Here is a 21,006-nt window from a genome sequence, read left to right on the forward strand (position 1 = left end):
GCTTAGCGCTTTGACTTCCTTCGCGATGTGACGCGCCAGCGCGCAGTCAGATCAAAACCACTGGCCCGGTTCCATCAGCCCCAGATCGAGCAATTGCTGACTGTGCCACTCGAACTTGGTGGAGTTGTGCCACTTGAACGTGTCGATGTCATACCGGCTGCCGGGGTTGCGCTTGAGTGCCTTGGCGGTGCGGAACGAGCAGACAGTCGCCGTGAGATTATGGTGCCACGGGCAGGCATAGGTGTTGTATTCTTCGTCCGAAAACCTGTGTGTTGGCAACAGCTTGAGCCCGGGCTTGGCTCGGAATAGGGAAATGCGGTCAATCCGCCGGCGATCCTTGTCGACATGCTCCTCAAAGCGCCACCGCAGCCCGCCGAAGAAATCCAGCTGCCGCTCTTTGGGATAGTTGTGGTTGGCCGGGTCGGGGCGGGCGAGGGCGTAGTATCCCGACTTGTCGAGATGCGCGTTCTCAATCGAAACCGCATCCGGAAAGCGCTCCAGATCGTCGGCGTAGAGATCAACGACGTAGGTCAGCATCGCGTCGCGCCGTTCTTCGACGTGGAAGGCCAGCATCTCGCCCACGGTGCGGTTTTCGCAGAAGGGAAAGAAGAGATACTCGGCATTGTAGCAGTAATAGAGCCATTGCCCCGGAGCGGTTGCCGCGATGATGGGGTTGATGGCGTCGACGAGGGCGAAATCGGCGTGCATGTCGTAGCGCACGCGATGCACCTGGCTTTCGAGCGCCTCGGGCAAATCCAGTGCATCCGGGGCCAGCAGCACGATCTCGTGAAAGCCGGCCATCCGATGGTGGCGGATCGTGGTGGCCACCTCTTGCAGGTCTTCCACGCAGATCACCGCAATCGGCCCCTTCTTCAGCGCCGATTTCCCTTGATCGAGGAAGGTATTGAGAGAGCTGTATTTCATGTCACCGGCGGCCCATGCCCGAGTTTTTGCCATTTGTGGGTTAATGAAGCCTCAAGCGCAACCGTTGCGGGGGCGCTGGCCATCCGCTAGACACCGCCCGACCCCTCCAGGAATGCGTGATGACTAAAAAGCTCTATATCAAGACCTATGGCTGTCAGATGAATGTCTATGACAGCGAGCGCATGGCCGAAGCGTTGGAAGGCTACGAGCAGGTGCAAAGCCCTGACGGGGCAGACATGATCTTGCTCAATACCTGCCACATCCGCGAGAAGGCGGCGGAGAAGGTTTACTCCGAGCTGGGCCGTTACAAGGACTTGAAGGAGGCCAAGCCAGATCTAAAGATCGGCGTTGCTGGCTGCGTGGCGCAGGCTGAGGGCGAAGAGATCATACGCCGCCAGCCGATGGTTGATCTGGTGGTAGGGCCGCAAAGCTATCACCGCCTGCCCGAGCTTGAGGCAAAAGCGCGTGGCGGCGAGAAGGCGCTGGATACGGACTTTCCCGAAGAGGACAAGTTCGAGAAGTTGAAAGGGCGCCCAAAGGCGCAGCGCGGGCCGACCGCCTTTTTGACGGTGCAGGAGGGCTGCGACAAGTTCTGCGCCTTCTGCGTGGTGCCCTATACCCGTGGAGCCGAGGTGAGCCGCCCAGTGGCGCGGGTTTTGGCCGAGGCCGAAGAACTGGTGTCGCGCGGGGTGCGCGAGATCACGTTGCTGGGCCAGAATGTGAACGCCTACCACGGCGAGGATGGCGGCGAGACATGGGGCCTCGCCCGGCTGATCCGGCGTCTGGCCGAGATTGATGAGCTAAAACGCATCCGCTTTACCACCTCGCACCCAAACGACATGGAAGACGACCTGATTGCAGCTCATGGCGACTGCGAAAAACTCATGCCTTACCTGCACTTGCCGGTGCAGTCCGGCTCTGACCGCATTCTCAAACGGATGAACCGCAAGCACACCGCCGAAAGCTACATCGCGCTGATCGACCGCATCCGAGCTGCCCGGCCGGATCTGCTGTTGTCGGGCGATTTCATCGTCGGTTTTCCCGAGGAGACCGAAGAGGATTTTCAGGCCACGCTCGACCTGATCGAACGGGTGAACTACGGTCAGGCCTATTCATTCAAATACTCGTCCCGCCCCGGCACCCCGGCGGCCGAACGCGCAACTGTTGCGCCCGAGGTTGCCGCCGACAGATTGCAGCGGCTGCAGGCGCTTATCACCCGGCAACAGCGCGCGGCGCAGGATGCAATGGTGGGCCGAGAGGTGCATGTGCTGATCGAAAAGCCGGGGCGGCTGCCGGGGCAGATGGTGGGCAAATCCGATCACCTTCATGCGGTGCATGTGACAAGCGATGGGCTCGCGCCCGGAGACCTCGTCCGCGTGCGCATCACCGAATCTGGCCCCAACTCTCTGGCCGGCGCGTTGCTCTGAGACGAGTTCGGGCCGCGTGGAGATGCCCAGCTTTTGCCGCAATTGGTCTCGCTTTGCGAAACAATCGCCTGCACAGCGGGCGATTGTTCATTAAGCCCCTACAAATTAACGGTAAAAACGTTTTGCTGGCCTCCTGAATCTGGTAAATCTGGCGATATTGTGACTGGGGCAACGGCGGCAATTTGTGGCGCGCGCCCCTTCGTACCGAAACCGGAACAGGACGGATGCCCGTGACCCAAATGACCTTCACCGCAATCCGATCGTTCGTTGGTGGCGCAGCGGCGCTGACGATGGCCATCGGCCTCTTTGCTGGCGACGCCCAGGCGCAGTCGAGCAGGGACCAGTCGCAGCGCTACGTGCCCACCGTTTGGGTCGATCCGGACGGCTGCGAACATTGGGTGATGGACGACGGGGCGGAGGGCTACATGACGCCCCATGTCTCGCGTCAGGGCATTCCGGTGTGCCGTCGCGGCAATGTCTGCGGTGTGATGAACTCCGACCAGCTCTTTGCCACCGACAGTGCCGCGATTTCTGCCTCGGGCAAGAAGCGTTTGGCCAACTTCTTCCGATCCAGCCGGGCCCGCGCCTATATCATCGCCGGTCACACCGATGCGCGGGCCAGCGATGAATACAACATGAACCTCAGCTACCGCCGGGCCGTCAGCGTGGCCCGGATCGGCAAGGCCACCGGCGCAAAGATCGTTGATGTGCGCGGCTATGGGGAGCGGGTGCCAGTGGCGTCCAACCGGACTGCGGGCGGGATGCAGAAGAACCGCCGCGTCGAAATCATCTGCATCAAGTGAACAGGAGAAGCGCTATGAACATTCTCAAGATCACCGCGCTTCTGGCTTGTGCCGGTGCCCTGAGTGCCTGCAGCGAGAAGATTGACAAAACGGTCGACCGCGGCTTCGACAGCAAGGACCTGACCCAGCTCAAAGCCGGTGTCTGGATCGACCCGAACGGGTGCGATCACTGGATCATCGACGATGGCGTTGAGGGCTACCTCAGCCAGCGGCTCGATAAATACGGCAAGCCTGTCTGCTCCGGCGCGGGCCCCTCGGGCACGGCGCAAGGAGACTTTCAGTCGGGGTCGGAGTTTCCTGATCCGATCTGATGCATTTGCGGCCAAAATTGCCGCAGAAATCATCCGGAGGCCGCCAGACATGCTCTTGCGGCCTCTTTTCATGTCAAATGCGTGAAATCTTTGCACTGGCCGCTTGCGCGATGGCTTGGCACTTGGCAACCTGACCTTGTGAACCACAACATCTAGCGTATCGCTAGCCAGCTGATGGAGACGCACTTTTTGGGAATCAGTGCCCTGACCGCCCCGCCAAACCCCAAGGATATTCTGGAAACGCCGCTGGAATTCCCCGACAACCTCCTGTTGATCGAACTCTGCGGTGAGTTTGACCGCAACCTTGCCCAGATCGAACATGCGGTAGGTGTGCAAATCCTGCGCCGGGGCAACCAGTTGGCGCTTATCGGCGAAGCCGGGCCGCGCAGCGAGGCGGCGGTGATCCTTCAGGAACTCTACGCCAAACTCGAAGCCGGGCGCTCGATTGAGCCGGGCGATGTTGATGGGGCGATCCGGCTGGGCCGTGAGAGCAGTGCCGATGCCAACAGCGCGGCGCGGGATGGCGACCAGTTGGAGATGTTTCACGGCGGGCGGGTTGAGATCAAAACCCGCAAGAAGGTTGTTGAGCCGCGCACCGAGGCACAGAAGGCCTATGTGCGTGCGCTTTTCGAGAACGAGCTGGGCTTCGGAATTGGACCTGCGGGCACGGGCAAGACCTATCTTGCCGTGGCGGTTGGGGTGAACCTGTTTCTCGCTGGTCATGTCGACCGGATCATCCTGAGCCGACCGGCCGTGGAGGCCGGGGAGAAGCTGGGCTACCTGCCGGGCGACATGAAGGACAAGGTCGACCCCTACATGCAGCCGCTCTATGACGCGCTGAACGACTTTTTGCCCTCCAAGCAGGTTGCAAAGCTGATCGAGGAAAAACGTATTGAAATCGCGCCCTTGGCCTTTATGCGGGGGCGCACGCTGGCGAATGCCTTTGTGGTGCTCGACGAGGCGCAGAACGCGACGACCATGCAGATGAAGATGTTCCTGACCCGTCTCGGCGAAGGAAGCCGCATGGTGATTACCGGTGACCGCAGCCAGGTGGATTTGCCGCGCGGGGTGCAATCGGGGCTGCGCGAGGCCGAAAGCCTGCTGGATGGGGTGAAGGGGATCTCCTTCAACTACTTCACCGCCAAGGACGTGGTGCGCCATCCGCTGGTGGCGCGGATCATCGAGGCTTATGACACGCTGGATGCGAAGGGGTGAGCGCGGTTTAACAACCGGTTCACCACCCGCACGCAGCTAAAATGAGCGCCTGCGGCGCACGCTATCCATGAGTGATTGGGGGCGCTGCCCCCAAACCCCCGGAGATATTTGAAGCAAGAAAATGGAACTGGACGTTGCCATAGAGGATGACCGCTGGGAGGCCGCGGCTTTGGAGGCCGTGGTGCAGGCGGTGGCACCGGCGGTTCTGGCGTGGCACGGGTTGCCGACCGATATCGAACTCGCGGTGCTGGGCGCGGATGACGCCCGCATTGCCGCCCTCAATGGTGACTTTCGCGGCAAGCCCCAGCCGACCAACGTGCTCTCATGGCCCGCGCAGGAGCTTGCGCCTGAGGCCCCCGGCGAAGATCCGCTTGCGCCCGAGCCTGACCCGGATGGCACGATCCCGCTTGGTGACATTGCGCTGGCTTATGAAACCTGCGTCCGAGAAGCCAAGGAAGGTGGGCTTGCGCTGCGGGACCATCTGACGCACCTCGTTGTTCACGGGATGATGCATCTTCTGGGTTACGATCACATTAACGACGCAGACGCGGAGCTGATGGAGGCTCGTGAAGCGGAAATACTTGCCAAGTTGGGTGTGAAAAACCCATATGAGTAACAGCCCCGGCGATGGGGCGCCTTTTGGAAAGGAACGATGGGCGACAGTTCGGACGGGTCTTCTAGTGCTGCGCAGGGCGCGCAGGAGGAAGACAGTAGTGAGAGCAGGGGGCTTTGGGGCCGCCTTGCAGATGCGATATTTCCCGGCGAAGAGGACGGGTCGGACGAGGGCGAGGAGCCGCGGGGCCGCAATGGCGGGCGCGAATCCGTTGCCGTGCTTGGCCTTGGCAACCTGCATCGGATGCGGGTGGAAGACGTTGCCATTCCGAAGGTGGAAATCGTCGCGGTGCCGCTCGATATCGGCAAGGATGATCTGGTTGCGGTGTTCCGTGACAGCGGCATGAGCCGTTTGCCGGTTTACGAGGGCACGCTCGACAGCCCCGTGGGCATGGTGCACCTCAAGGATTTTGCGCTGAAGTACGGGTTCAACGGCCATGGCGAGAACTTCGAGCTGAAGCCGATGCTGCGCCCGCTGCTTTATGCGCCGCCGTCGATGCCGATTGGTGTGCTGTTGCAGAAGATGCAGAGCGACCGGATGCATATGGCGCTGGTGATCGACGAATATGGCGGCACCGACGGGCTGGTGACGATTGAAGACCTCATCGAGCAGGTCATCGGCGAGATCGAAGACGAGCACGACATCGAGGAGGGCGATCTCTGGACCGAGGAGAAGCCCGGGCAATACCTCGCCATGGCGCGCACGCCGCTGGAAGACTTCGAGGAAGAAACCGGCGTGGCGCTGGCGGATGCTGAAGATCTCGAAGAGGTCGACACGCTGGGCGGGCTTGTCTTCATGCTGACGGGCCGGGTGCCGATCCGGGGTGAGGTGGTGCCCCATTCCACGGGTGCGGAGTTTGAGGTGGTTGATGCCGATGCCCGCCGGGTGAAGCGCCTGCGTGTACGTTTGCCGGAGGTGGCGGAGCAACGGGTGGCCGGTGGCGCCGAAAGCTGATCTGACAGAGCGGATGGCCGGGTGGCTGACAGGCCGGTGGCGGAGCTTTGCGCTCTTTGCCGCGCTTGGGGCCGTAGCGGGCACCGGGCAGGCCCCGATTGGCCTGCCGTGGCTCTCGGTGGCCGCGCTCGCGCTGGGATTTGCGCTGTTTTCCCTCGTACGGGAGCCCAAGGCGGCGGTGTGGCGCGGCTGGGCGATGGGCGTTGGCTACGTGGTGGCGACGATGTTCTGGATCGTCGAGCCCTTCTTTGTTGACCCGCTGCGCCATGGATGGCTCGCCCCGCTTGCGCTTTTCGCCCATGCTGCCGGCTTTGCGATCTTTTGGGCGCTGGCCTTCGGTGCCGCGGCGTTGCTGGGCCGGGGGCGGTGGCAGCGCGTGCTTTGGGGCGCGGTTTTGCTGGCGGCGGTCGAGATGCTGCGCTCACACCTGTGGACGGGCTTTCCATGGGCGCTCATCGGCCACATCTGGGTTGGCCAGCCGCAGATGCATCTGGCCGCGCTGCTTGGCCCGCACGGGCTGACGCTTTTCACCACGCTTGCCGCTGCGATCCCGGCTGCAATGGGCAGCCGCCGCGCGGCCTTGGGCGTTATGGCGTCGCTGGCCTTTTTGGCCTTGCCGGTGCCCTACGGGCTCTGGCGGCTGGGCCAGCCGGTGGAGATGCGCGCGCCGCTGACTGTTCGTTTGGTGCAGCCGAACGCGGCGCAGCATCTGAAGTGGACGGAAGAGATGATTCCGGTCTTTTTCGAGCGGCTGATCGCCCTCAGCGCCGAGCCGCCTGAGGGCGCCAAGCCCGATCTGGTTGTCTGGCCGGAAACCTCGTTGGCCTATCTGCTGGCACCCGGCAATGGCACCGCGCAGGTGGTGGCCGATGCGGGCCGGGGCGCGCCGGTGGTGGTGGGTCTGCAGCGCCGCGATGGCGGGGTGGCGCGCAACTCGCTGGCGGTGATCACCCCCGGGGCCGATGTGACGAGTTACTACGACAAGTCGCATCTTGTGCCCTTCGGAGAATATATGCCGGGTGCGCGCTGGCTGGGCGAATGGGCTCCGGGCGGGCTGGCCGAGGCGGCGATGTCGGGCTTTGCGCCGGGCGACGGGCTTCGGCTTATCAGCCTCGGCGAGGGCATTGAGGGGGTGCTGCCCCTGATCTGCTACGAGGCTATCTTTGCCGAGGAGATCATTGCTGCGCCCCGGCCGGAGTGGATTTTGCATATCACCAACGACGCATGGTTCGGCAAGATCGCAGGCCCCTATCAGCACCTTGCGCAGGCCCGGCTTCGTGCGGTGGAGCAGGGGGTGCCGGTGCTGCGGGCGGCGAACACGGGCATATCGGCGGTGATCGACGCGCAGGGCCGGGTGCTGAACAGCCTCGCCCTCGGGGAGACCGGGCTGCTGGATGTGGCCTTGCCGCCGCGCCTTGCTGCCGCGCCGCCCTATCGGCTGTGGGGAGACTGGGGCGTGCTGGCCCTGCTGGCGCTCGCTGCAATGGCTCTGGGTGTTGCGCGCGCACGCTCCGTGCCGGTTGACCCGACCCCGTCAACCGACTAGCAGAGAGCGCATCTGCTGCCACAACGGCTTCCTGGCGTGGCGGTGAAAACCTCAATGGAGCACTACCCCAACATGTCTCGTTCTGAATACACCTTCACTTCGGAGTCCGTTTCCGAGGGCCATCCCGACAAGGTCTGCGACCGTATTTCCGATGCTGTCCTCGATGCTTTCCTCGCGGAAGATCCCGAAAGCCGGGTTGCCTGCGAAACCTTTGCCACCACCGACCGGGTGGTGATTGGCGGCGAGGTGCGCGGGCCGGGCTCGGTGATTGAGCGGGTCGAGCAGATTGCGCGGGATTGCGTGAAGGACATCGGCTACGAGCAGAAGGGCTTTCACTGGGCCAACATGAGCGTGGACAACTACCTGCACGCGCAGTCTGCCGATATTGCGCAGGGTGTGGATGCCGCGGGCAACAAGGATGAGGGCGCGGGCGATCAGGGGATCATGTTTGGCTATGCCTGCGATGAAACCGACGAGATGATGCCGGCGCCGATCCACTTTGCCCATCGGATCCTCAAGAAGCTGGCCGAGGTGCGCAAGAACGGCACCGAGCCGAACCTCGGCCCTGACATGAAGAGCCAGCTCAGCCTGCGCTACAAGGACGGGCAGCCGGTGGAAGCGACCTCGCTGGTGCTGTCCACCCAGCATCTGGACCCGGCGCTGACCTCCGAGGATGTGCGCGCCATTGTCGAGCCCTATATCCGTGACATCCTGCCCGATGGCTGGCTGACCGAGGCCACAGAATGGTGGATCAACCCCACAGGCAAGTTTGTCATCGGCGGGCCGGATGGGGATGCGGGGCTTACGGGGCGCAAGATCATCGTCGATACCTACGGCGGGGCGGCGCCCCATGGCGGCGGGGCCTTCTCTGGCAAAGATCCGACCAAGGTGGACCGTTCGGCGGCCTATGCGGCCCGCTACCTTGCCAAGAACGTGGTGGCCGCCGGTCTGGCGAGTAAATGCACGCTTCAGCTCTCCTATGCGATCGGTGTCAGCAAGCCGCTTTCGATCTACGTGAATACCCACGGCACCGGCGAGACCCCGGAGGCCGAGATCGAGAAAGCCGTCGCCAAGGCGATGGACCTGACCCCGCGCGGCATCCGTACCCATCTGGCGCTGAACAAGCCGATCTTCCAGCGCACGGCTGCCTATGGGCACTTTGGCCGCGCGCCCGATGCGGATGGCGGTTTCTCCTGGGAGAAGACCGATCTGGTCGAGGCGCTCAAGGCCGCTGTCTGACGGATGGCGGAAGCCTCACTCGCCGAGCTGATCGCGCAGCATTTGACCGAGCCGCTCGCCGGGTTGGTGAGCGAGCTTGCGGTGCCTGTTGTTTTTCTGGTGGCCACGGGGGCGGAGCCCGGCCTGAGCCGGATGGGTGGGGCGCCGCTGATGGCGGATGGCTTGGTTTGGCCGCGCCATGAAGCAGCGGCGCGGGCCGAGGAGATTGGCGCGCGCGGGGCGGACCCGGAGTGGATTGCCCGCCACATTCGCGCCGACTTGCCGCTGCCCTTTGTTGCCCAGATCGACCTGACAGAAGTAAGCGCCGAGGGCTTGCCGGGCCACGGGCGGCTGTTGTTCTTCTACGATGCGCTGGCCGGGCCCTATGACACCGGCACCAGTTTTGGCCGCGTGCTCTGGGATGAGGCGCCTGCCAGCGAGGCCAAACTACGCCCGACACCGGAGGCACTGATCGAGGCCGACAAGGCTTATGTCGCGCAGCTCTCTGCCCCGCCTGAGCCGTTCATCCTGACGGATGAAATTCGCGCCGCGCTGAAGGAAACGGGACTGACGGATGAGGAGATTGAAGAGGTCGCGGCGGCCCCTCCGCCAGAGCCTTCGCCTGGCCCTCACGTGTCACCCTTCCTGACGCCGCTCGTGGCGTTGGAGGCCGAGCCGGGCTTTGCCCTGCCGCAGGCTTGTGGCCCGGACTTCATGCAGCGCCCGGCATTGGCGGCGCTCTGTGCCGAAGACCGTACAGACGCGGCCTGGGAAGCATGGGAAGCCTATGAGGCCGTGCGCTGGGAGCACCAGGCAGGCCGCCCGCAGATCGGTGGCCCCGCGCTGGGCGAGCAGGATGATCCGGCTTGGTCGGCGGCCTATACCGAGCTCTCCGGCGAAATGTTCGTGACGCCGGAATGGCGAGATCAGTCGCAGCGCATAGATGCCGAAGCGCGGGAGTGGCAGTTGCTTTTGCAAATGCCGTTGTCCTTCTGGATCAGCGAGCAGAATGAGGGCACCGTTTATTTCTACGTTCGCCGCGATGACCTTGCGGCGCGCCGATTTGAGCGTGTGATAACGGTCTACCAGCAGACCTGAGCCTGTGTCTTTACTGGTGGCGTTCGTTGCGTAAACTGGCACCATGAGTCTGATCGAAGTGGACCTCAGTGACATCACCCTGCTTGAGGTGGATGCCATCGTGAACGCCGCCAACGAAACCCTGCTGGGCGGCGGCGGGGTGGATGGTGCGATTCATGCAGCGGCCGGGCCGGGCTTGCTGGAGGAGTGCCGCACGCTTGGCGGGTGCGAGACCGGGCAGGCCAAGGTTACGGGCGGGCATAACCTCAAGGCCCGCTGGGTCATTCACACCGTTGGCCCGGTGTGGAATGGAGGCGGGGCAGGCGAGGCTGCGCTGCTGGCCTCCTGCTACCGTGAAAGCCTTGCTCGGGCTGTTGAGGTGGGGGCAGAATCTATCGCTTTTCCCGGCATTTCCACCGGCGTTTACGGCTACCCGAAGGACGAGGCCGCGCAGATTGCCGTGAGCACGCTGCGCGCAGAGCTTGCGGCGCTGGATAGCCCGCCGCGCGTGGTGCTGTGTGCCTTTTCGCGCGCAGATGCCGCCAAATTGAACGAGCTTGTGCAAAACGCCGCAAATTAGCCGGATTTTCATGCTTTTCTATTATTCAGAAGGGCATGGAGGGCTTGGCATGGCGATCAAGTCGGTCGAGATCTTTTATAACGTCAACCGTATCCCCGGCCATTACCCCGGCGATTGGGACGGGGCGCTGGAGTTTCGCAACGCTGCGATGGAATTGATCGAGAACGCGCTGATCGAAGCGCGGGCGGGTGAATGGGCGGGGGCCGAGATTGGCTCTTGCGAGGCCACCGGCGAGCCGGAGGTGAACTTTGGCTTCGACGTGGCCGACTTTGACATGGCCGAGGAGATCATCCGCAACGCGGTGGCGGGCACCCCCTACGAGGGCATCCGCGAGATCACCCGGCAGGAGCATGACGAGGCGGAGTTCAACTGACTCCGGTTGCGTGGCGGGCGGCGGGGCGCTACATCGCCGCCCCATGAGCGAGAACCATCCAGACAAACACCGCAGTGGCGCGCCTTGGCGCAACTTCTACGGACGGCTGAAGGGCAAGGGCCTTCGGTCTTCGCAGGAAGCCTATCTGGATGAGGATTTGGCGGCGCTGTCGCCTGGGGCCGTGGGCTGGGAGGAAAACCCCGAGCGGGTGCCGCTGGACCTTGAGGCGCTGTTTCCCGGCAAGGAAATCTGGCTGGAGGTGGGCTTTGGCGGCGGTGAGCACATGGTGCATCAGGCCGCGCAGAACCCCGGCGTCGGGATCATCGGGGCCGAGCCCTACATCAACGGCGTGGCGATGCTGCTGGGCAAGATCCGCAAGGCGGGGGTGGAGAACCTTGCCGTGCATCCCGGCGATGTGCGTGACCTGTTTGATGTGCTGCCCGAAGGGTCGGTGGCGAAGGCCTTCCTGCTCTACCCCGACCCATGGCCCAAGAAGCGCCACCACCGCCGCCGCTTCGTGACGCCCGAGTATCTTGAGGCGCTGGCCAAGGTGCTGAAGCCGGGGGCAGAATTTCGGGTGGCGACGGACATCCCTGACTATGTGCGCCAGACGCTGGAGGAGGTGCCGGGGCAGGGCTTTGAATGGTTGGCGGAGGGGCCGAGCGACTGGCGCGCGCCGTGGAATGACTGGATTTCGACCCGCTACGAGCAGAAGGCGCTGAGAGAAGGGCGCACCCCGCATTATCTGACCTTCCGCAGGGTTTAAGCCGCCTCAGAAAGCGGCTATTCGGGGCCGGAAACCACGAGGAGCCCGCCCATGTCGTCTCACGGCACCCCTACACCGATGACCTCCCGCAAGGCGGCCCCGCTCACGGGCGTGGCGGAGGTGCCCGGCGACAAGTCGATCAGCCATCGCTCGTTGATCCTTGGGGCCATGGCTGTGGGCGAGACCAAGATCACCGGGTTGCTGGAAGGCGAGGACGTGCTGGACACGGCCAAGGCGATGCGCGCTTTGGGGGCCGATGTGGTGCAGCATGGGGCCGGGGAATGGTCGGTGCATGGGGTTGGCGTTGGCGGCTTTGGCGAGCCGGAAGACGTGATTGATTGCGGCAACTCGGGCACCGGGGTGCGGCTGATCATGGGAGCCGTGGCGACCCATCCGTTCAGCGTGACCTTCACCGGCGATGCCAGCCTGCGCTCGCGCCCGATGGGGCGGGTGACGGAGCCGCTTTCGCTTTTTGGGACAGTGTCTTACGGCAAATCCGGCGGACGGTTGCCGCTGACGATGGTGGGGGCCGAAAGCCCGGTGCCGGTCAGCTACACAACGCCGGTGCCTTCGGCGCAGGTGAAGTCTGCCGTGCTGCTGGCGGGGCTGAACGCGCCGGGCGTGACGGTGGTGACCGAGAAGGAGGCCACGCGGGACCATACCGAGCGGATGCTGGCGGGCTTCGGGGCCGAGGTGACGGTGGAAGACACGGCCGAGGGGCGGGTTATCTCATTGACGGGGCAGCCGGAATTGCAGCCGCAGGTGATAGCGGTGCCGCGTGACCCTTCTTCGGCAGCATTCCCGGTTTGTGCGGCGCTGGTCGTGCCGGGGAGTGACGTGCTGGTGCCGGGGATCGGGCTGAACCCCACCCGTGCGGGGCTGTTCACCACGCTGCGCGAGATGGGCGCGGACCTGACCTATGAGAACGAGCGCGAGGAGGGCGGCGAGCCTGTGGCCGACCTTCGGGCAAAATTCTCGCCGGATATGAAGGGGATAGAGGTGCCCGCCGAACGGGCAGCCTCGATGATTGACGAATATCCGGTGCTCTCGGTGGTGGCGAGCTTTGCGCATGGGGTCACCAAATGCCCCGGCGTGAAGGAGCTGCGGGTGAAGGAGAGCGACCGGATCGACGCCATGGCGGTGGGTCTCCGGGCCTGCGGAGTGGAGGTTGACGAGGGCGAAGACTGGTTTGCCGTCAAGGGCTTGGGGCCTGAGGGCGTGCCCGGTGGGGCGCGGGCAGAGGCGCGGCTGGATCACCGGATCGCGATGAGCTTTCTGATCTGCGGGATGGCGGCCAAGGAGCCGGTGAGCGTGGATGATGCCGGGCCGATCGCCACCTCCTTTCCGATCTTCATGGATCTGATGGGCGGGCTGGGTGCGCGGCTGGAGAGGGCCGAGGCTTGAGGCTTACGGGCCGGTGCAACTGCGGTGCGGTGCGCTATGCCTCTGAGGGGCCGTGGAGACCGGTGATTGCCTGCCACTGTAGCCAGTGCCGCAAGACCACCGGGCACCATGTGGCGGCGACCTCGGTTCCGCGAGAAGCCCTTGAAATCACCGGAAAACCACGTTGGTTCGCCTCCTCCGGCGACGCCCGCCGTGGCTTTTGCCCGACCTGTGGAAGCCAGCTGTTTTGGGACGGGCCGGGGGTGAATATCTCGGTGATGGCGGGCACGCTCGATGCGCCGACGGGGCTTGCCACCAAGGGGCATATCTTTTGCGCCGACAAGGGCGATTACTATGAGATTGGTGAGGGCCAGCGGCAGGTGCTGGGGGCTGATCCGGAACTGACGACGCAGGTGAAGTGATCCGGCCTGTTGGGGCAGGGTAAAGGAAGCGTTAAGCTGGCGCGCGTATGCATCGAAGAGGGGCGCATGAAAATCACCGTAGCTATCGACGGGCCCGCAGCGGCGGGGAAGGGGACGATCTCGAAGGCCATCGCTGCCGAGTTTGGCCTCGCCCATCTTGATACCGGCCTGCTCTACCGTGCGGTGGGGGCCAAGGTGCTGGCCGGTGCCGCGCCGGTGGCGGCTGCCGAGGCGCTGACGCCCGAAGACCTGAGCCCGGAAGAGGCGCTGCGCACGCCCGAGGTGGCCCAGGCCGCGAGCCGTGTGGCCGCAGAGCCGGAGGTGCGGGAGAAGCTGCTGGAATTTCAGCGCAATTTTGCCCGGCGCGAGGGCGGCGCGGTGCTGGACGGGCGTGATATTGGCACCGTCATCTGCCCGGATGCGGAGGTGAAACTCTTTGTCACCGCCAGTGCCGAGGCCCGCGCCGAACGCCGTTTTCTGGAGCTGGAGGCCAATGGGCACGAGGTGACACGGGCACAGGTATTGGCCGATGTGAAGGCGCGGGACGCGCGGGATGCGGGGCGGGATGCAGCGCCGATGGTGGCGGCGGAGGATGCCGTGCTGCTTGATACAACGGAGCTTAGCATCGCCGAGGCCCTTGACCGGGCGCGAGCGTGCATCCATTTGAAAATTAAGTAAAAAATCAAAGTTAATGCCGATGTTGCGTTTTTTGATAGGCGGGATTCCGCCTTGCAACATCCTATGCACAAGTGATGCACAACCCATGCACATGTCAAATGACATAGGGCACTCCGGATTAACCACTATACAACAATCGACTTGCCCGGAACGGGGCGCATAGCCGTGCCGGTTCACCAGATGTTAAAAACAATCTTGCGCCAGCGGCAGCCTTGTCGTTTTACATCGACTTGGAAACTTTTAAGGGCTTGCGCCATGAGAATCGGTCCGTGCCTGCCCAGGCTCGGGCCTACCAGACGAACAGGATTGGAATGCACCAGCTTGTGTACCGCTCGATCGCCCTTGAAGAAGAATTTGGCGAAAGCGACCTCGATATTCTTCTGAAGGCGCTGACCTTTAACCGGCGGGCCGGGATTACCGGCTTTTTGTGGCGGGGGCGCGAGCAGTTCTTTCAGGCGCTGCACGGCCCGCGCGAGGTGCTGCTGGCGCTGATGGAGCGCATCCGGCAAGACCCGCGCCACCGCGATGTGGAGATGCTGCTTTCGGAAGACACCGATGCGCCGACGCCCTTCAACGACTGGGCGATGGGCTACAACTATGTCACCGAAGACATGCTGGGACTTGCCCTCGAAACCGATGGCACCCGGCCCGAGATCAGCCCGGCCAAGGCGCGGGAGGTTTGGCTTTCGATGGTCGAGCAGGCGCAGAACGAGACGGAATGGGGCGGCAGCTCACCCTATGGCCGCAAGCCCGACGAGAGCATGGACGCGTGGATCAAGCGTTTGGCGGAGTTTCGCGGCTAGCCCTCTTCGACGAAGCGCAGCACATGGGCGAAGAGGCTTTTGCGCGTCAGCAGCAGCAAATGCCCGTCATCTGCAAAGCCGATGAGCCGGCCCCCGCCTGCGCGGCGGCGGAGCCCGTCGGTTTGGCGGGTGGAGAAGACCGGATCTTCCATGCCGAAGAAGAAGCCGATGCGGGCGTGGCTCAGGTCTGCCTCCTCTGACAGCCGCCACCGGCGCAATCCCGAGGAATGTGCCCGCACGAGGGCGGGGCTTGGGTTGGCGATTTGGGGGGCGTGCTCTGCGGAGAGGGTTTCGATCCGGTCGGTGAAGCGCGGGTCGGCGCGGTTCTTGCGGCCATAGAGCAGGGTTTTCCAATATTCGTCCCAGATGGCCTTGCGGGTGAAAGCCTCGGCGCGGGTGGCCGCCGAGATGACATCGCCCGCGCCGCGCAGGATGGTTTGCAGCCCGCCCGCGTGCTCGGGCGAGGGCGAGATGGCGGCGACGGTGACGGGGCGGGGCGCGAGCAGGGCGGCGGCCTCCAGCGCAATGGCCCCGCCCGCGGAGTAGCCCACCAGCGTGAGTTTCTTGTCGGGGTAGCGGCGGGCGAAGCGGGCGATTTCTTTTGCTGCCGCTTCGATGGAAAGCACGTGGTCCAGCGGAAGCCCATCCATCCCCGGGAAGCGGTAGTAGGCGAGCGCATGGCCCCGCGCTGCCCAGGGATTGGTGGGCGCGAAGATATCGACCGAGGCCAGCGCGCCGGGGATCATCACGGTCAGGCGCGGCGCGGCCTCGATCTGCGCGGCGCGGGCCGGGTTGATGGCCAGCGGGCTTTCGCCCGAGGGCAGGGTGGGCGGCGCGGCGCAGGCCGCGAGCAGGAGGAGAGAGGCGAGGAGGGCGCGCATGGGGGGACATTAGTGCGGCACGGGACCGCCGAAAAGCCGCGAAACCCCTTGCCATGCGGCGTTTGAGCGGCTAAACGCGCCTTCGTCAAGCCGCCGTCAGAGCTGCTGGCGGAAAACTCGGGCAGGGTCGGGAACTTCCGGCCCTGATTTTGTTTTTCGGCAGCGCCCCAACGGCACAGACCAAACCAAGACCGGCGGAGACAACCGCGCGGCCAGAAACCAGTAGTAAGGACAAACACGCCACATGGCTCAAAACGCATCCATGGAGGAATTCGAAGCCCTCCTGACTGAAAGCTTCGAGATCGACACGCCCGACGAGGGCTCTGTTGTCAAAGGCAAGGTGATCGCCATTGAGGCGGGCCAGGCCATTATCGACGTTGGCTATAAGATGGAAGGCCGCGTTGAACTGAAAGAATTTGCCAACCCCGGCGAAGCTCCCGAGATTGCTGTTGGCGATGAGGTCGAGGTGTTCCTTGATCGCGTCGAGAACGCCCGGGGCGAGGCCAGCATCTCCCGTGACAAGGCCCGCCGCGAAGAGGCTTGGGACCGTCTGGAGAAGGCCTATGCTGACGAAGAGCGCGTTGAAGGCGCAATCTTTGGCCGCGTGAAGGGTGGCTTTACCGTCGATCTCGGCGGCGCCGTGGCCTTCCTGCCCGGCTCCCAGGTTGATGTGCGCCCCGTGCGCGATGCCGGCCCGCTGATGGGCCTCAAGCAGCCGTTCCAGATTCTCAAGATGGACCGTCGCCGTGGCAACATCGTTGTGTCGCGCCGCGCGATCCTCGAAGAGTCCCGCGCCGAGCAGCGTGCCGAAGTGATCGGCAAGCTGACCGAGGGCGACACCGTGGACGGCGTGGTCAAGAACATCACCGAATACGGTGCGTTTGTTGACCTCGGCGGCGTTGACGGCCTGCTGCACGTGACCGACATGGCATGGCGCCGGGTCAACCACCCGAGCGAGATCCTCTCCATCGGTGAGACGATCAAGGTGCAGGTCATCAAGATCAACAAAGAGACTCACCGCATCAGCCTCGGCATGAAGCAGCTGCAGGACGATCCGTGGGATGCCGTGGAAGCCAAGTTCCCGCTGGACTCGGTGCACACTGGCCGCGTGACCAACATCACCGACTACGGTGCGTTTGTTGAGCTGGAGCCCGGTGTGGAAGGTCTTGTCCACGTTTCCGAGATGAGCTGGACCAAGAAGAACGTGCACCCCGGCAAGATCGTTTCCACCTCGCAGGAAGTGGAAGTCATGGTGCTGGAGATCGACACCGCGAAGCGTCGCGTGTCGCTTGGCCTCAAGCAGACCATGCGCAACCCGTGGGAAGTGTTTGCAGAAACGCACCCCGAGGGCACCGAAGTGGAAGGCGAGGTCAAGAACATCACCGAGTTCGGTCTGTTCATCGGCCTGCCCGGCGACATCGACGGCATGGTTCACCTCAGCGATATCAGCTGGGACGAGCGTGGCGAGGATGCGATCCAGAACTACCACAAGAACGACATCGTTCAGGCTGTGGTTACCGAGACCGACGTTGAGAAGGAGCGCATCTCGCTCTCCATCAAGGCGCTGGGCGGTGACAAGTTTGCCGAGGCCGTTGGTGGCGTGAAGCGTGGCCAGATCATCACCGTGGAAGTCACGGCGATCGAGGATGGCGGCATCGAGGTGGAATACGAGGGCATGAAGTCCTTCATCCGCCGCTCCGACCTCAGCCGCGACCGTGCCGAGCAGCGCCCTGAGCGCTTTGGCGTGGGCGACAAGGTTGACGTGCGCGTGACCAACGTCGACAGCAAGACCCGCCGTCTTGGCCTGTCGATCAAGGCCCGCGAGATCGCCGAAGAGAAGGAAGCCGTTGAGCAGTATGGCTCGTCGGACTCCGGTGCTTCGCTCGGCGACATTCTGGGCGCCGCGCTCAAGCAAGACGACTGAGCGCAGGGCGACCTGACCTGATATTGGGGGCCGCGGGGGAAACTCTGCGGCCCCTTTTCTTTTGCGCGGGAGGTGCGGGTGACGCATGTGTTGAGAGGGTTTTTGCTGGAGCTCGGGGCGCGGCTGCGCTCGGATGAGATGGCGCGGCGGGTGCAGGGCAGCTGGGATAATGCGGCCACGCGCCCGCGCGTGACGATTGACCCGCCTGCCACAGCGGCGCAGCTCGCCGCGCTGGAGGCCGAGCTTGGAGAGCCACTGCCGCCGGGGCTGCGGGAAGTGTTGGGGGAGGTCTCTGCCGGGATCGAGATGATTTGGGTGTTGCGCGGGCATCATGTGCCCACCTCCTACGGGCAGAGGGTGGAAACCACGGTGACGCCGCCTGACAGGTTCATGTCGTGGTCGCACACGCCCAACGCGGACGGCACCTATCCGGAGGGCGCGCGGTATCGGCCTGATATAATCTCCGGCGGTTTCCGGTTTTCTCTGGACGGGGTTCGGCAGGCCCATCAGGGACGTGCGGGGTGGCTGGAGGCTTATGCCGACGATCCGACGATGGATGCAGAGACGCGGTCGCATTATGCGGTGATCCGGGGCGTCATGGCGGCGGGCTTTCCGGTGATGACGGCCCCCAATGGTGACTGGTTGGCAATTGACCAACGCACTGATGACGGGGCGATGCTGCATGTGAACCATGAGGGGGAGGAGGCGGGGATTGAGATTGACCTCGATTTCCCGCGCTATCTGGCGCATCTCGCCTGGCTCGGGCCGGTTTGGCCGGATTTCAGCGAGATGTTCACCTTCTCGGCGCGCAACGAGGAGGTCGTGCCCGGTGATTACAGGGTGCAAAGCGCGGAGTTTGGTGGCGCGAGTGAGGCCGGGGCAGCGTGGCGGGCGTGGTTTTGGGGGGAAGACCAGCCCGAGTTGCCGGAGAACCTGCAGGGCCGGCTCTGAGGCGGACCGGCGCGGGGGCGCTCCCGCCCGCCCACCCCGCGCCCCCGCGCCTGTTTGGCAGAGGGTGCGCGCCGCCTTGGGCGGTGGTTTGCGTTGAAGGGGCAGGGTGGGATATTTTCAGCAAGAAAATGCAACAGGGTGGCGCCCACCGGTGGGGTGGGCGCCATGGGGCTGGTTAGCCCGGTGACCGCAGGCGGAGGACCGGCTGGCCGAAGCGGTCATCAAAGCGCTCGCCCAGCGATGTGAAACCGTAGCGCGCGTAGAAGCGGCGACCGATTTCGTTGCGCTGGAACACGTCGAGCTCCAGCGGCCCGGCGCGGTGCAGGGCGTTGTCCATCAGCGCCCGGCCATGGCCTTTGCCGCGATGGGCCGGGTCCATGAAGAAGCCGCCGACGTCGCTGCCGACGAGGGCGATGAAGCCGAGCGGGCCGCCGCCCTCGTCCCAGACATGGGTTTGGGCGTTGGGCAGGTAGATGGTGCGCACGTCTTCGGCGGCGTTTAGGATGAAGTCTTCTCCCAGAAAGCTATGAGCGAGGCGGCTGGCCTCGGTGAAGATGCGCACGATGGCGTCGTCATCGACGCCGGGATTGTAGGGCCTTATCAATGGTTTGATCCCTTGATGGTGTGAGATTTCAGGGGGCCATAGCGCCAGCACCCGCGGTTTGGCGGGTGGCGCGTGGGGCTTGGCCCGGGGTGGCACCGCTCTGGGGTGCCCTCTGAAGCATCAGTGCATCAAATCTCCATTGATGTGTTTTGGTAGCATCTTGGCGTGATCTGAAAAAGGCTCGTGCACGCTTGGGGGATGTGCATAGCTGCGTGCATGTTGCTTGCGCGTAACCGGAACTTTCGCCTGCTGTTTTCGGCCACCTCGGTTTCAAACCTTGGGGACGGGGTTTCGGCGCTGGCGGTACCGTGGTTGGCGACGCTGCTCACGCGGGACCCGATGCTGATTGCGCTGGTGCCCTTTGCCGGCTCGCTGCCGTGGATGCTGTTTGCCATCCCGGCGGGCGCGGTGGTGGACCGGGGCGACCGGCGTGCGTTGATGGTGCGGGCGGATGTGTTGCGGGTGTTGCTCACCATCGGGATCGTGGCGCTGGCGCTGCGGATGCCTGAAGGCGGCGGGGCGATGCCGGTTGTGGCGCTGGCGGCGCTGACCTTTTTGCTCGGCACGGCGGAGGTGGTGCGGGACAATGCGGCGCAGACCTTTTTGCCTGCGGTGGTGGAGCCGGGTGACCTTGAGGCGGCCAATGGGCAGCTTTGGAGCGCCGAGCAGGTGGCTGGGCATTTCGTGGGGCCGCCGCTGGCGGGGCTGCTGATTGCCTGGGCGGTGCCCGCGCCCTTCCTGCTGGATGCGGTGAGTTTTGCGCTGGCGGCGTGGTTGGTGTGGGCCATTGCGGTGCCGCGCCGGGCGGTGCCTGAAAAGCGGCAGATGCGCGAGGAACTGGCGGAGGGCTGGCGTTGGCTGCGGGGCCGGGCGCTGCTGTTTCGGCTCGCGGTGATGCTGGGGCTGATCAACTTTTTGAACATGATGTGGCTGACGGTGCTGGTGCTGTTGAGCCAGGAGATCCTCGGGTTGAGCGCCGCCGGGCATGGGCTGCTGCTTGCGATCGGGGCGGCGGGGGCGGTGCTGGGCGGGTTGCTTGGCCCGCGGGTGATTGCCCGCCTTGGGGCCACTGGCACGCTGCGGCTGGCGCTGTGCCTGATGCCGCTGCCGTTTTTCATGATCGGTCTCGGGGCCGCGCCCGCGCTGGCCGGGGCGGCGCTGTTCATGGAGGCGGTGGCGGCGATTCTGTGGAACATCGTCACCGTAAGCTGGCGGCAGCGGATTATCCCCGATGCCCTGTTGGGGCGGGTGAACGCGCTTTATCGGTTTTTCGGCTGGGGGATGATGCCGCTGGGTGCATTGGCGGGCGGGGCGCTGGTGGCGCTGGCCGAGCCCGGGCTGGGCCGGGAGCTGGCGCTGCGGCTGCCCTACCTGATTGGCGGCGGGGCGATGCTTGCTCTGGCCGCCTATGGCTGGGTGAAGCTGAGATTTTGAGCGCTTGCCGATTCGCCTGATGCTGCGCTGCGGCGCGGGCGGCGCGCGCTTTCTGCACTGCCAAAGCCTTGGTTTCTCAGGCGGAAAATGGAGCATGGGCGCGGAAAAGATATCAAATG

At 64.2% G+C, this 21,006-nt stretch carries 22 protein-coding genes and 1 riboswitch; of the genes, 19 read left to right on the forward strand and 3 right to left on the reverse strand.

Going from position 1 to position 21,006, the window contains the following annotated elements; translation table 11 throughout:
* Positions 1-51: 51 nt before the first annotated feature.
* Entirely contained in the window at positions 52-924 is an 873-nt protein-coding gene (locus tag FHY55_RS04340; protein ID WP_140015994.1) for a glycosyltransferase family 2 protein, read from the reverse strand.
* 119 nt (positions 925-1,043) lie between these two features.
* Between FHY55_RS04340 and miaB the strand changes: the two genes are divergently transcribed.
* From miaB to FHY55_RS04420, 16 genes are all read left to right on the forward strand, one after another.
* Complete coding sequence (miaB, locus tag FHY55_RS04345; RefSeq protein ID WP_140013019.1) at positions 1,044-2,351, forward strand: tRNA (N6-isopentenyl adenosine(37)-C2)-methylthiotransferase MiaB; 1,308 nt, start codon at positions 1,044-1,046, stop codon at positions 2,349-2,351.
* Positions 2,352-2,641: 290 nt separating this feature from the next.
* Positions 2,642-3,154 (forward strand): OmpA family protein, encoded by a 513-nt coding sequence (locus FHY55_RS04350; RefSeq protein WP_140015995.1) that lies wholly within the window; start codon positions 2,642-2,644, stop codon positions 3,152-3,154.
* A gap of 14 nt (positions 3,155-3,168) precedes the next feature.
* Positions 3,169-3,465: a hypothetical protein gene (locus FHY55_RS04355; RefSeq protein ID WP_140013020.1), complete on the forward strand. Its 297-nt coding sequence runs from the start codon at positions 3,169-3,171 to the stop codon at positions 3,463-3,465.
* A 189-nt stretch (positions 3,466-3,654) separates the two neighbouring features.
* Positions 3,655-4,680, forward strand: coding sequence for a PhoH family protein (locus FHY55_RS04360; RefSeq protein ID WP_254695413.1), 1,026 nt, complete (start codon positions 3,655-3,657; stop codon positions 4,678-4,680).
* Positions 4,681-4,801: 121 nt separating this feature from the next.
* A complete protein-coding gene (gene ybeY / locus FHY55_RS04365) occupies positions 4,802-5,296 on the forward strand; it encodes an rRNA maturation RNase YbeY (protein ID WP_140013022.1) in 495 nt (164 codons plus the stop codon).
* 36 nt (positions 5,297-5,332) lie between these two features.
* Complete coding sequence (locus FHY55_RS04370; RefSeq protein ID WP_140013023.1) at positions 5,333-6,247, forward strand: transporter associated domain-containing protein; 915 nt, start codon at positions 5,333-5,335, stop codon at positions 6,245-6,247.
* The gene (gene lnt / locus FHY55_RS04375; protein WP_254695414.1) at positions 6,231-7,793 is read left to right on the forward strand and encodes an apolipoprotein N-acyltransferase; all 1,563 of its coding nucleotides are present in this window, start codon (positions 6,231-6,233) and stop codon (positions 7,791-7,793) included. Before FHY55_RS04370 ends, lnt begins: the two co-directional genes overlap by 17 nt.
* Before the next feature lie 12 nt (positions 7,794-7,805).
* Positions 7,806-7,855, forward strand: a riboswitch (SAM-SAH riboswitch).
* Between the two features lie 10 nt (positions 7,856-7,865).
* Positions 7,866-9,032 carry a methionine adenosyltransferase gene (gene metK / locus FHY55_RS04380; RefSeq protein ID WP_140013024.1) on the forward strand — a complete coding sequence of 389 codons (1,167 nt, stop codon included), beginning with the start codon at positions 7,866-7,868 and terminating at the stop codon, positions 9,030-9,032.
* A 3-nt stretch (positions 9,033-9,035) separates the two neighbouring features.
* Entirely contained in the window at positions 9,036-10,109 is a 1,074-nt protein-coding gene (locus tag FHY55_RS04385) for a DUF1963 domain-containing protein (protein ID WP_140013025.1), read from the forward strand.
* Between the two features lie 43 nt (positions 10,110-10,152).
* Entirely contained in the window at positions 10,153-10,668 is a 516-nt protein-coding gene (locus FHY55_RS04390) for an O-acetyl-ADP-ribose deacetylase (protein WP_140013026.1), read from the forward strand.
* Between the two features lie 49 nt (positions 10,669-10,717).
* On the forward strand, positions 10,718-11,041 hold the full coding sequence (locus FHY55_RS04395; protein WP_140013027.1) for a hypothetical protein: 324 nt from the start codon (positions 10,718-10,720) through the stop codon (positions 11,039-11,041).
* Positions 11,042-11,084: 43 nt separating this feature from the next.
* Positions 11,085-11,807, forward strand: coding sequence for a tRNA (guanosine(46)-N(7))-methyltransferase TrmB (locus FHY55_RS04400; protein ID WP_140013028.1), 723 nt, complete (start codon positions 11,085-11,087; stop codon positions 11,805-11,807).
* 51 nt (positions 11,808-11,858) lie between these two features.
* The gene (gene aroA, locus FHY55_RS04405; RefSeq protein WP_140013029.1) at positions 11,859-13,211 is read left to right on the forward strand and encodes a 3-phosphoshikimate 1-carboxyvinyltransferase; all 1,353 of its coding nucleotides are present in this window, start codon (positions 11,859-11,861) and stop codon (positions 13,209-13,211) included.
* A 29-nt stretch (positions 13,212-13,240) separates the two neighbouring features.
* Positions 13,241-13,612 carry a GFA family protein gene (locus FHY55_RS04410; protein ID WP_254695415.1) on the forward strand — a complete coding sequence of 124 codons (372 nt, stop codon included), beginning with the start codon at positions 13,241-13,243 and terminating at the stop codon, positions 13,610-13,612.
* Positions 13,613-13,678: 66 nt separating this feature from the next.
* The gene (gene cmk / locus FHY55_RS04415; RefSeq protein WP_140013031.1) at positions 13,679-14,290 is read left to right on the forward strand and encodes a (d)CMP kinase; all 612 of its coding nucleotides are present in this window, start codon (positions 13,679-13,681) and stop codon (positions 14,288-14,290) included.
* A gap of 311 nt (positions 14,291-14,601) precedes the next feature.
* Positions 14,602-15,093, forward strand: a complete 492-nt coding sequence (locus tag FHY55_RS04420; RefSeq protein ID WP_140013032.1) for a BLUF domain-containing protein — start codon at positions 14,602-14,604, stop codon at positions 15,091-15,093.
* On the opposite strand, the gene FHY55_RS04425 is transcribed toward FHY55_RS04420, so the two are convergent.
* Entirely contained in the window at positions 15,090-15,974 is an 885-nt protein-coding gene (locus FHY55_RS04425) for an alpha/beta fold hydrolase (RefSeq protein WP_140013033.1), read from the reverse strand. The two genes, FHY55_RS04420 and FHY55_RS04425, sit on opposite strands and share 4 nt — an antisense overlap.
* 244 nt (positions 15,975-16,218) lie before the next feature.
* Here FHY55_RS04425 and rpsA point away from each other — a divergent pair, with 244 nt between their 5' ends.
* Together rpsA and FHY55_RS04435 are read left to right on the forward strand one after the other, a co-directional pair.
* Positions 16,219-17,898, forward strand: a complete 1,680-nt coding sequence (rpsA, locus tag FHY55_RS04430) for a 30S ribosomal protein S1 (RefSeq protein ID WP_140013034.1) — start codon at positions 16,219-16,221, stop codon at positions 17,896-17,898.
* Positions 17,899-17,976: 78 nt separating this feature from the next.
* Positions 17,977-18,849, forward strand: coding sequence for a hypothetical protein (locus tag FHY55_RS04435; RefSeq protein WP_140013035.1), 873 nt, complete (start codon positions 17,977-17,979; stop codon positions 18,847-18,849).
* A gap of 175 nt (positions 18,850-19,024) precedes the next feature.
* Here FHY55_RS04435 and FHY55_RS04440 read toward each other — a convergent pair whose 3' ends face one another.
* Complete coding sequence (locus FHY55_RS04440; RefSeq protein WP_140013036.1) at positions 19,025-19,453, reverse strand: GNAT family N-acetyltransferase; 429 nt, start codon at positions 19,451-19,453, stop codon at positions 19,025-19,027.
* Between the two features lie 216 nt (positions 19,454-19,669).
* On the opposite strand from FHY55_RS04440, the gene FHY55_RS04445 reads away from it, so the two are divergent.
* Positions 19,670-20,887, forward strand: a complete 1,218-nt coding sequence (locus FHY55_RS04445; RefSeq protein ID WP_140013037.1) for an MFS transporter — start codon at positions 19,670-19,672, stop codon at positions 20,885-20,887.
* Positions 20,888-21,006: the final 119 nt, after the last annotated feature.

Origin of the sequence: Oceanicola sp. D3 (genome assembly GCF_006351965.1) — a bacterium.
Classification (GTDB): Bacteria; Pseudomonadota; Alphaproteobacteria; order Rhodobacterales; family Rhodobacteraceae; genus Vannielia.

What these genes read in the sequence shown, in the direction of transcription:
- aroA (WP_140013029.1), top strand. Translation starts at nt 11,859, where the DNA reads ATGTCGTCTCACGGCACCCCTACACCGATGACCTCCCGCAAGGCGGCC.
- miaB (WP_140013019.1), top strand. Translation starts at nt 1,044, where the DNA reads ATGACTAAAAAGCTCTATATCAAGACCTATGGCTGTCAGATGAATGTC.
- FHY55_RS04445 (WP_140013037.1), top strand. Translation starts at nt 19,670, where the DNA reads ATGTTGCTTGCGCGTAACCGGAACTTTCGCCTGCTGTTTTCGGCCACC.
- FHY55_RS04420 (WP_140013032.1), top strand. Translation starts at nt 14,602, where the DNA reads ATGCACCAGCTTGTGTACCGCTCGATCGCCCTTGAAGAAGAATTTGGC.
- FHY55_RS04390 (WP_140013026.1), top strand. Translation starts at nt 10,153, where the DNA reads ATGAGTCTGATCGAAGTGGACCTCAGTGACATCACCCTGCTTGAGGTG.
- ybeY (WP_140013022.1), top strand. Translation starts at nt 4,802, where the DNA reads ATGGAACTGGACGTTGCCATAGAGGATGACCGCTGGGAGGCCGCGGCT.
- FHY55_RS04395 (WP_140013027.1), top strand. Translation starts at nt 10,718, where the DNA reads ATGGCGATCAAGTCGGTCGAGATCTTTTATAACGTCAACCGTATCCCC.
- metK (WP_140013024.1), top strand. Translation starts at nt 7,866, where the DNA reads ATGTCTCGTTCTGAATACACCTTCACTTCGGAGTCCGTTTCCGAGGGC.
- FHY55_RS04385 (WP_140013025.1), top strand. Translation starts at nt 9,036, where the DNA reads ATGGCGGAAGCCTCACTCGCCGAGCTGATCGCGCAGCATTTGACCGAG.
- FHY55_RS04350 (WP_140015995.1), top strand. Translation starts at nt 2,642, where the DNA reads ATGGCCATCGGCCTCTTTGCTGGCGACGCCCAGGCGCAGTCGAGCAGG.
- rpsA (WP_140013034.1), top strand. Translation starts at nt 16,219, where the DNA reads ATGGCTCAAAACGCATCCATGGAGGAATTCGAAGCCCTCCTGACTGAA.
- FHY55_RS04425 (WP_140013033.1), bottom strand. Translation starts at nt 15,974, where the DNA reads ATGCGCGCCCTCCTCGCCTCTCTCCTCCTGCTCGCGGCCTGCGCCGCG.
- cmk (WP_140013031.1), top strand. Translation starts at nt 13,679, where the DNA reads ATGAAAATCACCGTAGCTATCGACGGGCCCGCAGCGGCGGGGAAGGGG.
- FHY55_RS04370 (WP_140013023.1), top strand. Translation starts at nt 5,333, where the DNA reads ATGGGCGACAGTTCGGACGGGTCTTCTAGTGCTGCGCAGGGCGCGCAG.
- FHY55_RS04355 (WP_140013020.1), top strand. Translation starts at nt 3,169, where the DNA reads ATGAACATTCTCAAGATCACCGCGCTTCTGGCTTGTGCCGGTGCCCTG.
- FHY55_RS04400 (WP_140013028.1), top strand. Translation starts at nt 11,085, where the DNA reads ATGAGCGAGAACCATCCAGACAAACACCGCAGTGGCGCGCCTTGGCGC.
- FHY55_RS04340 (WP_140015994.1), bottom strand. Translation starts at nt 924, where the DNA reads ATGAAATACAGCTCTCTCAATACCTTCCTCGATCAAGGGAAATCGGCG.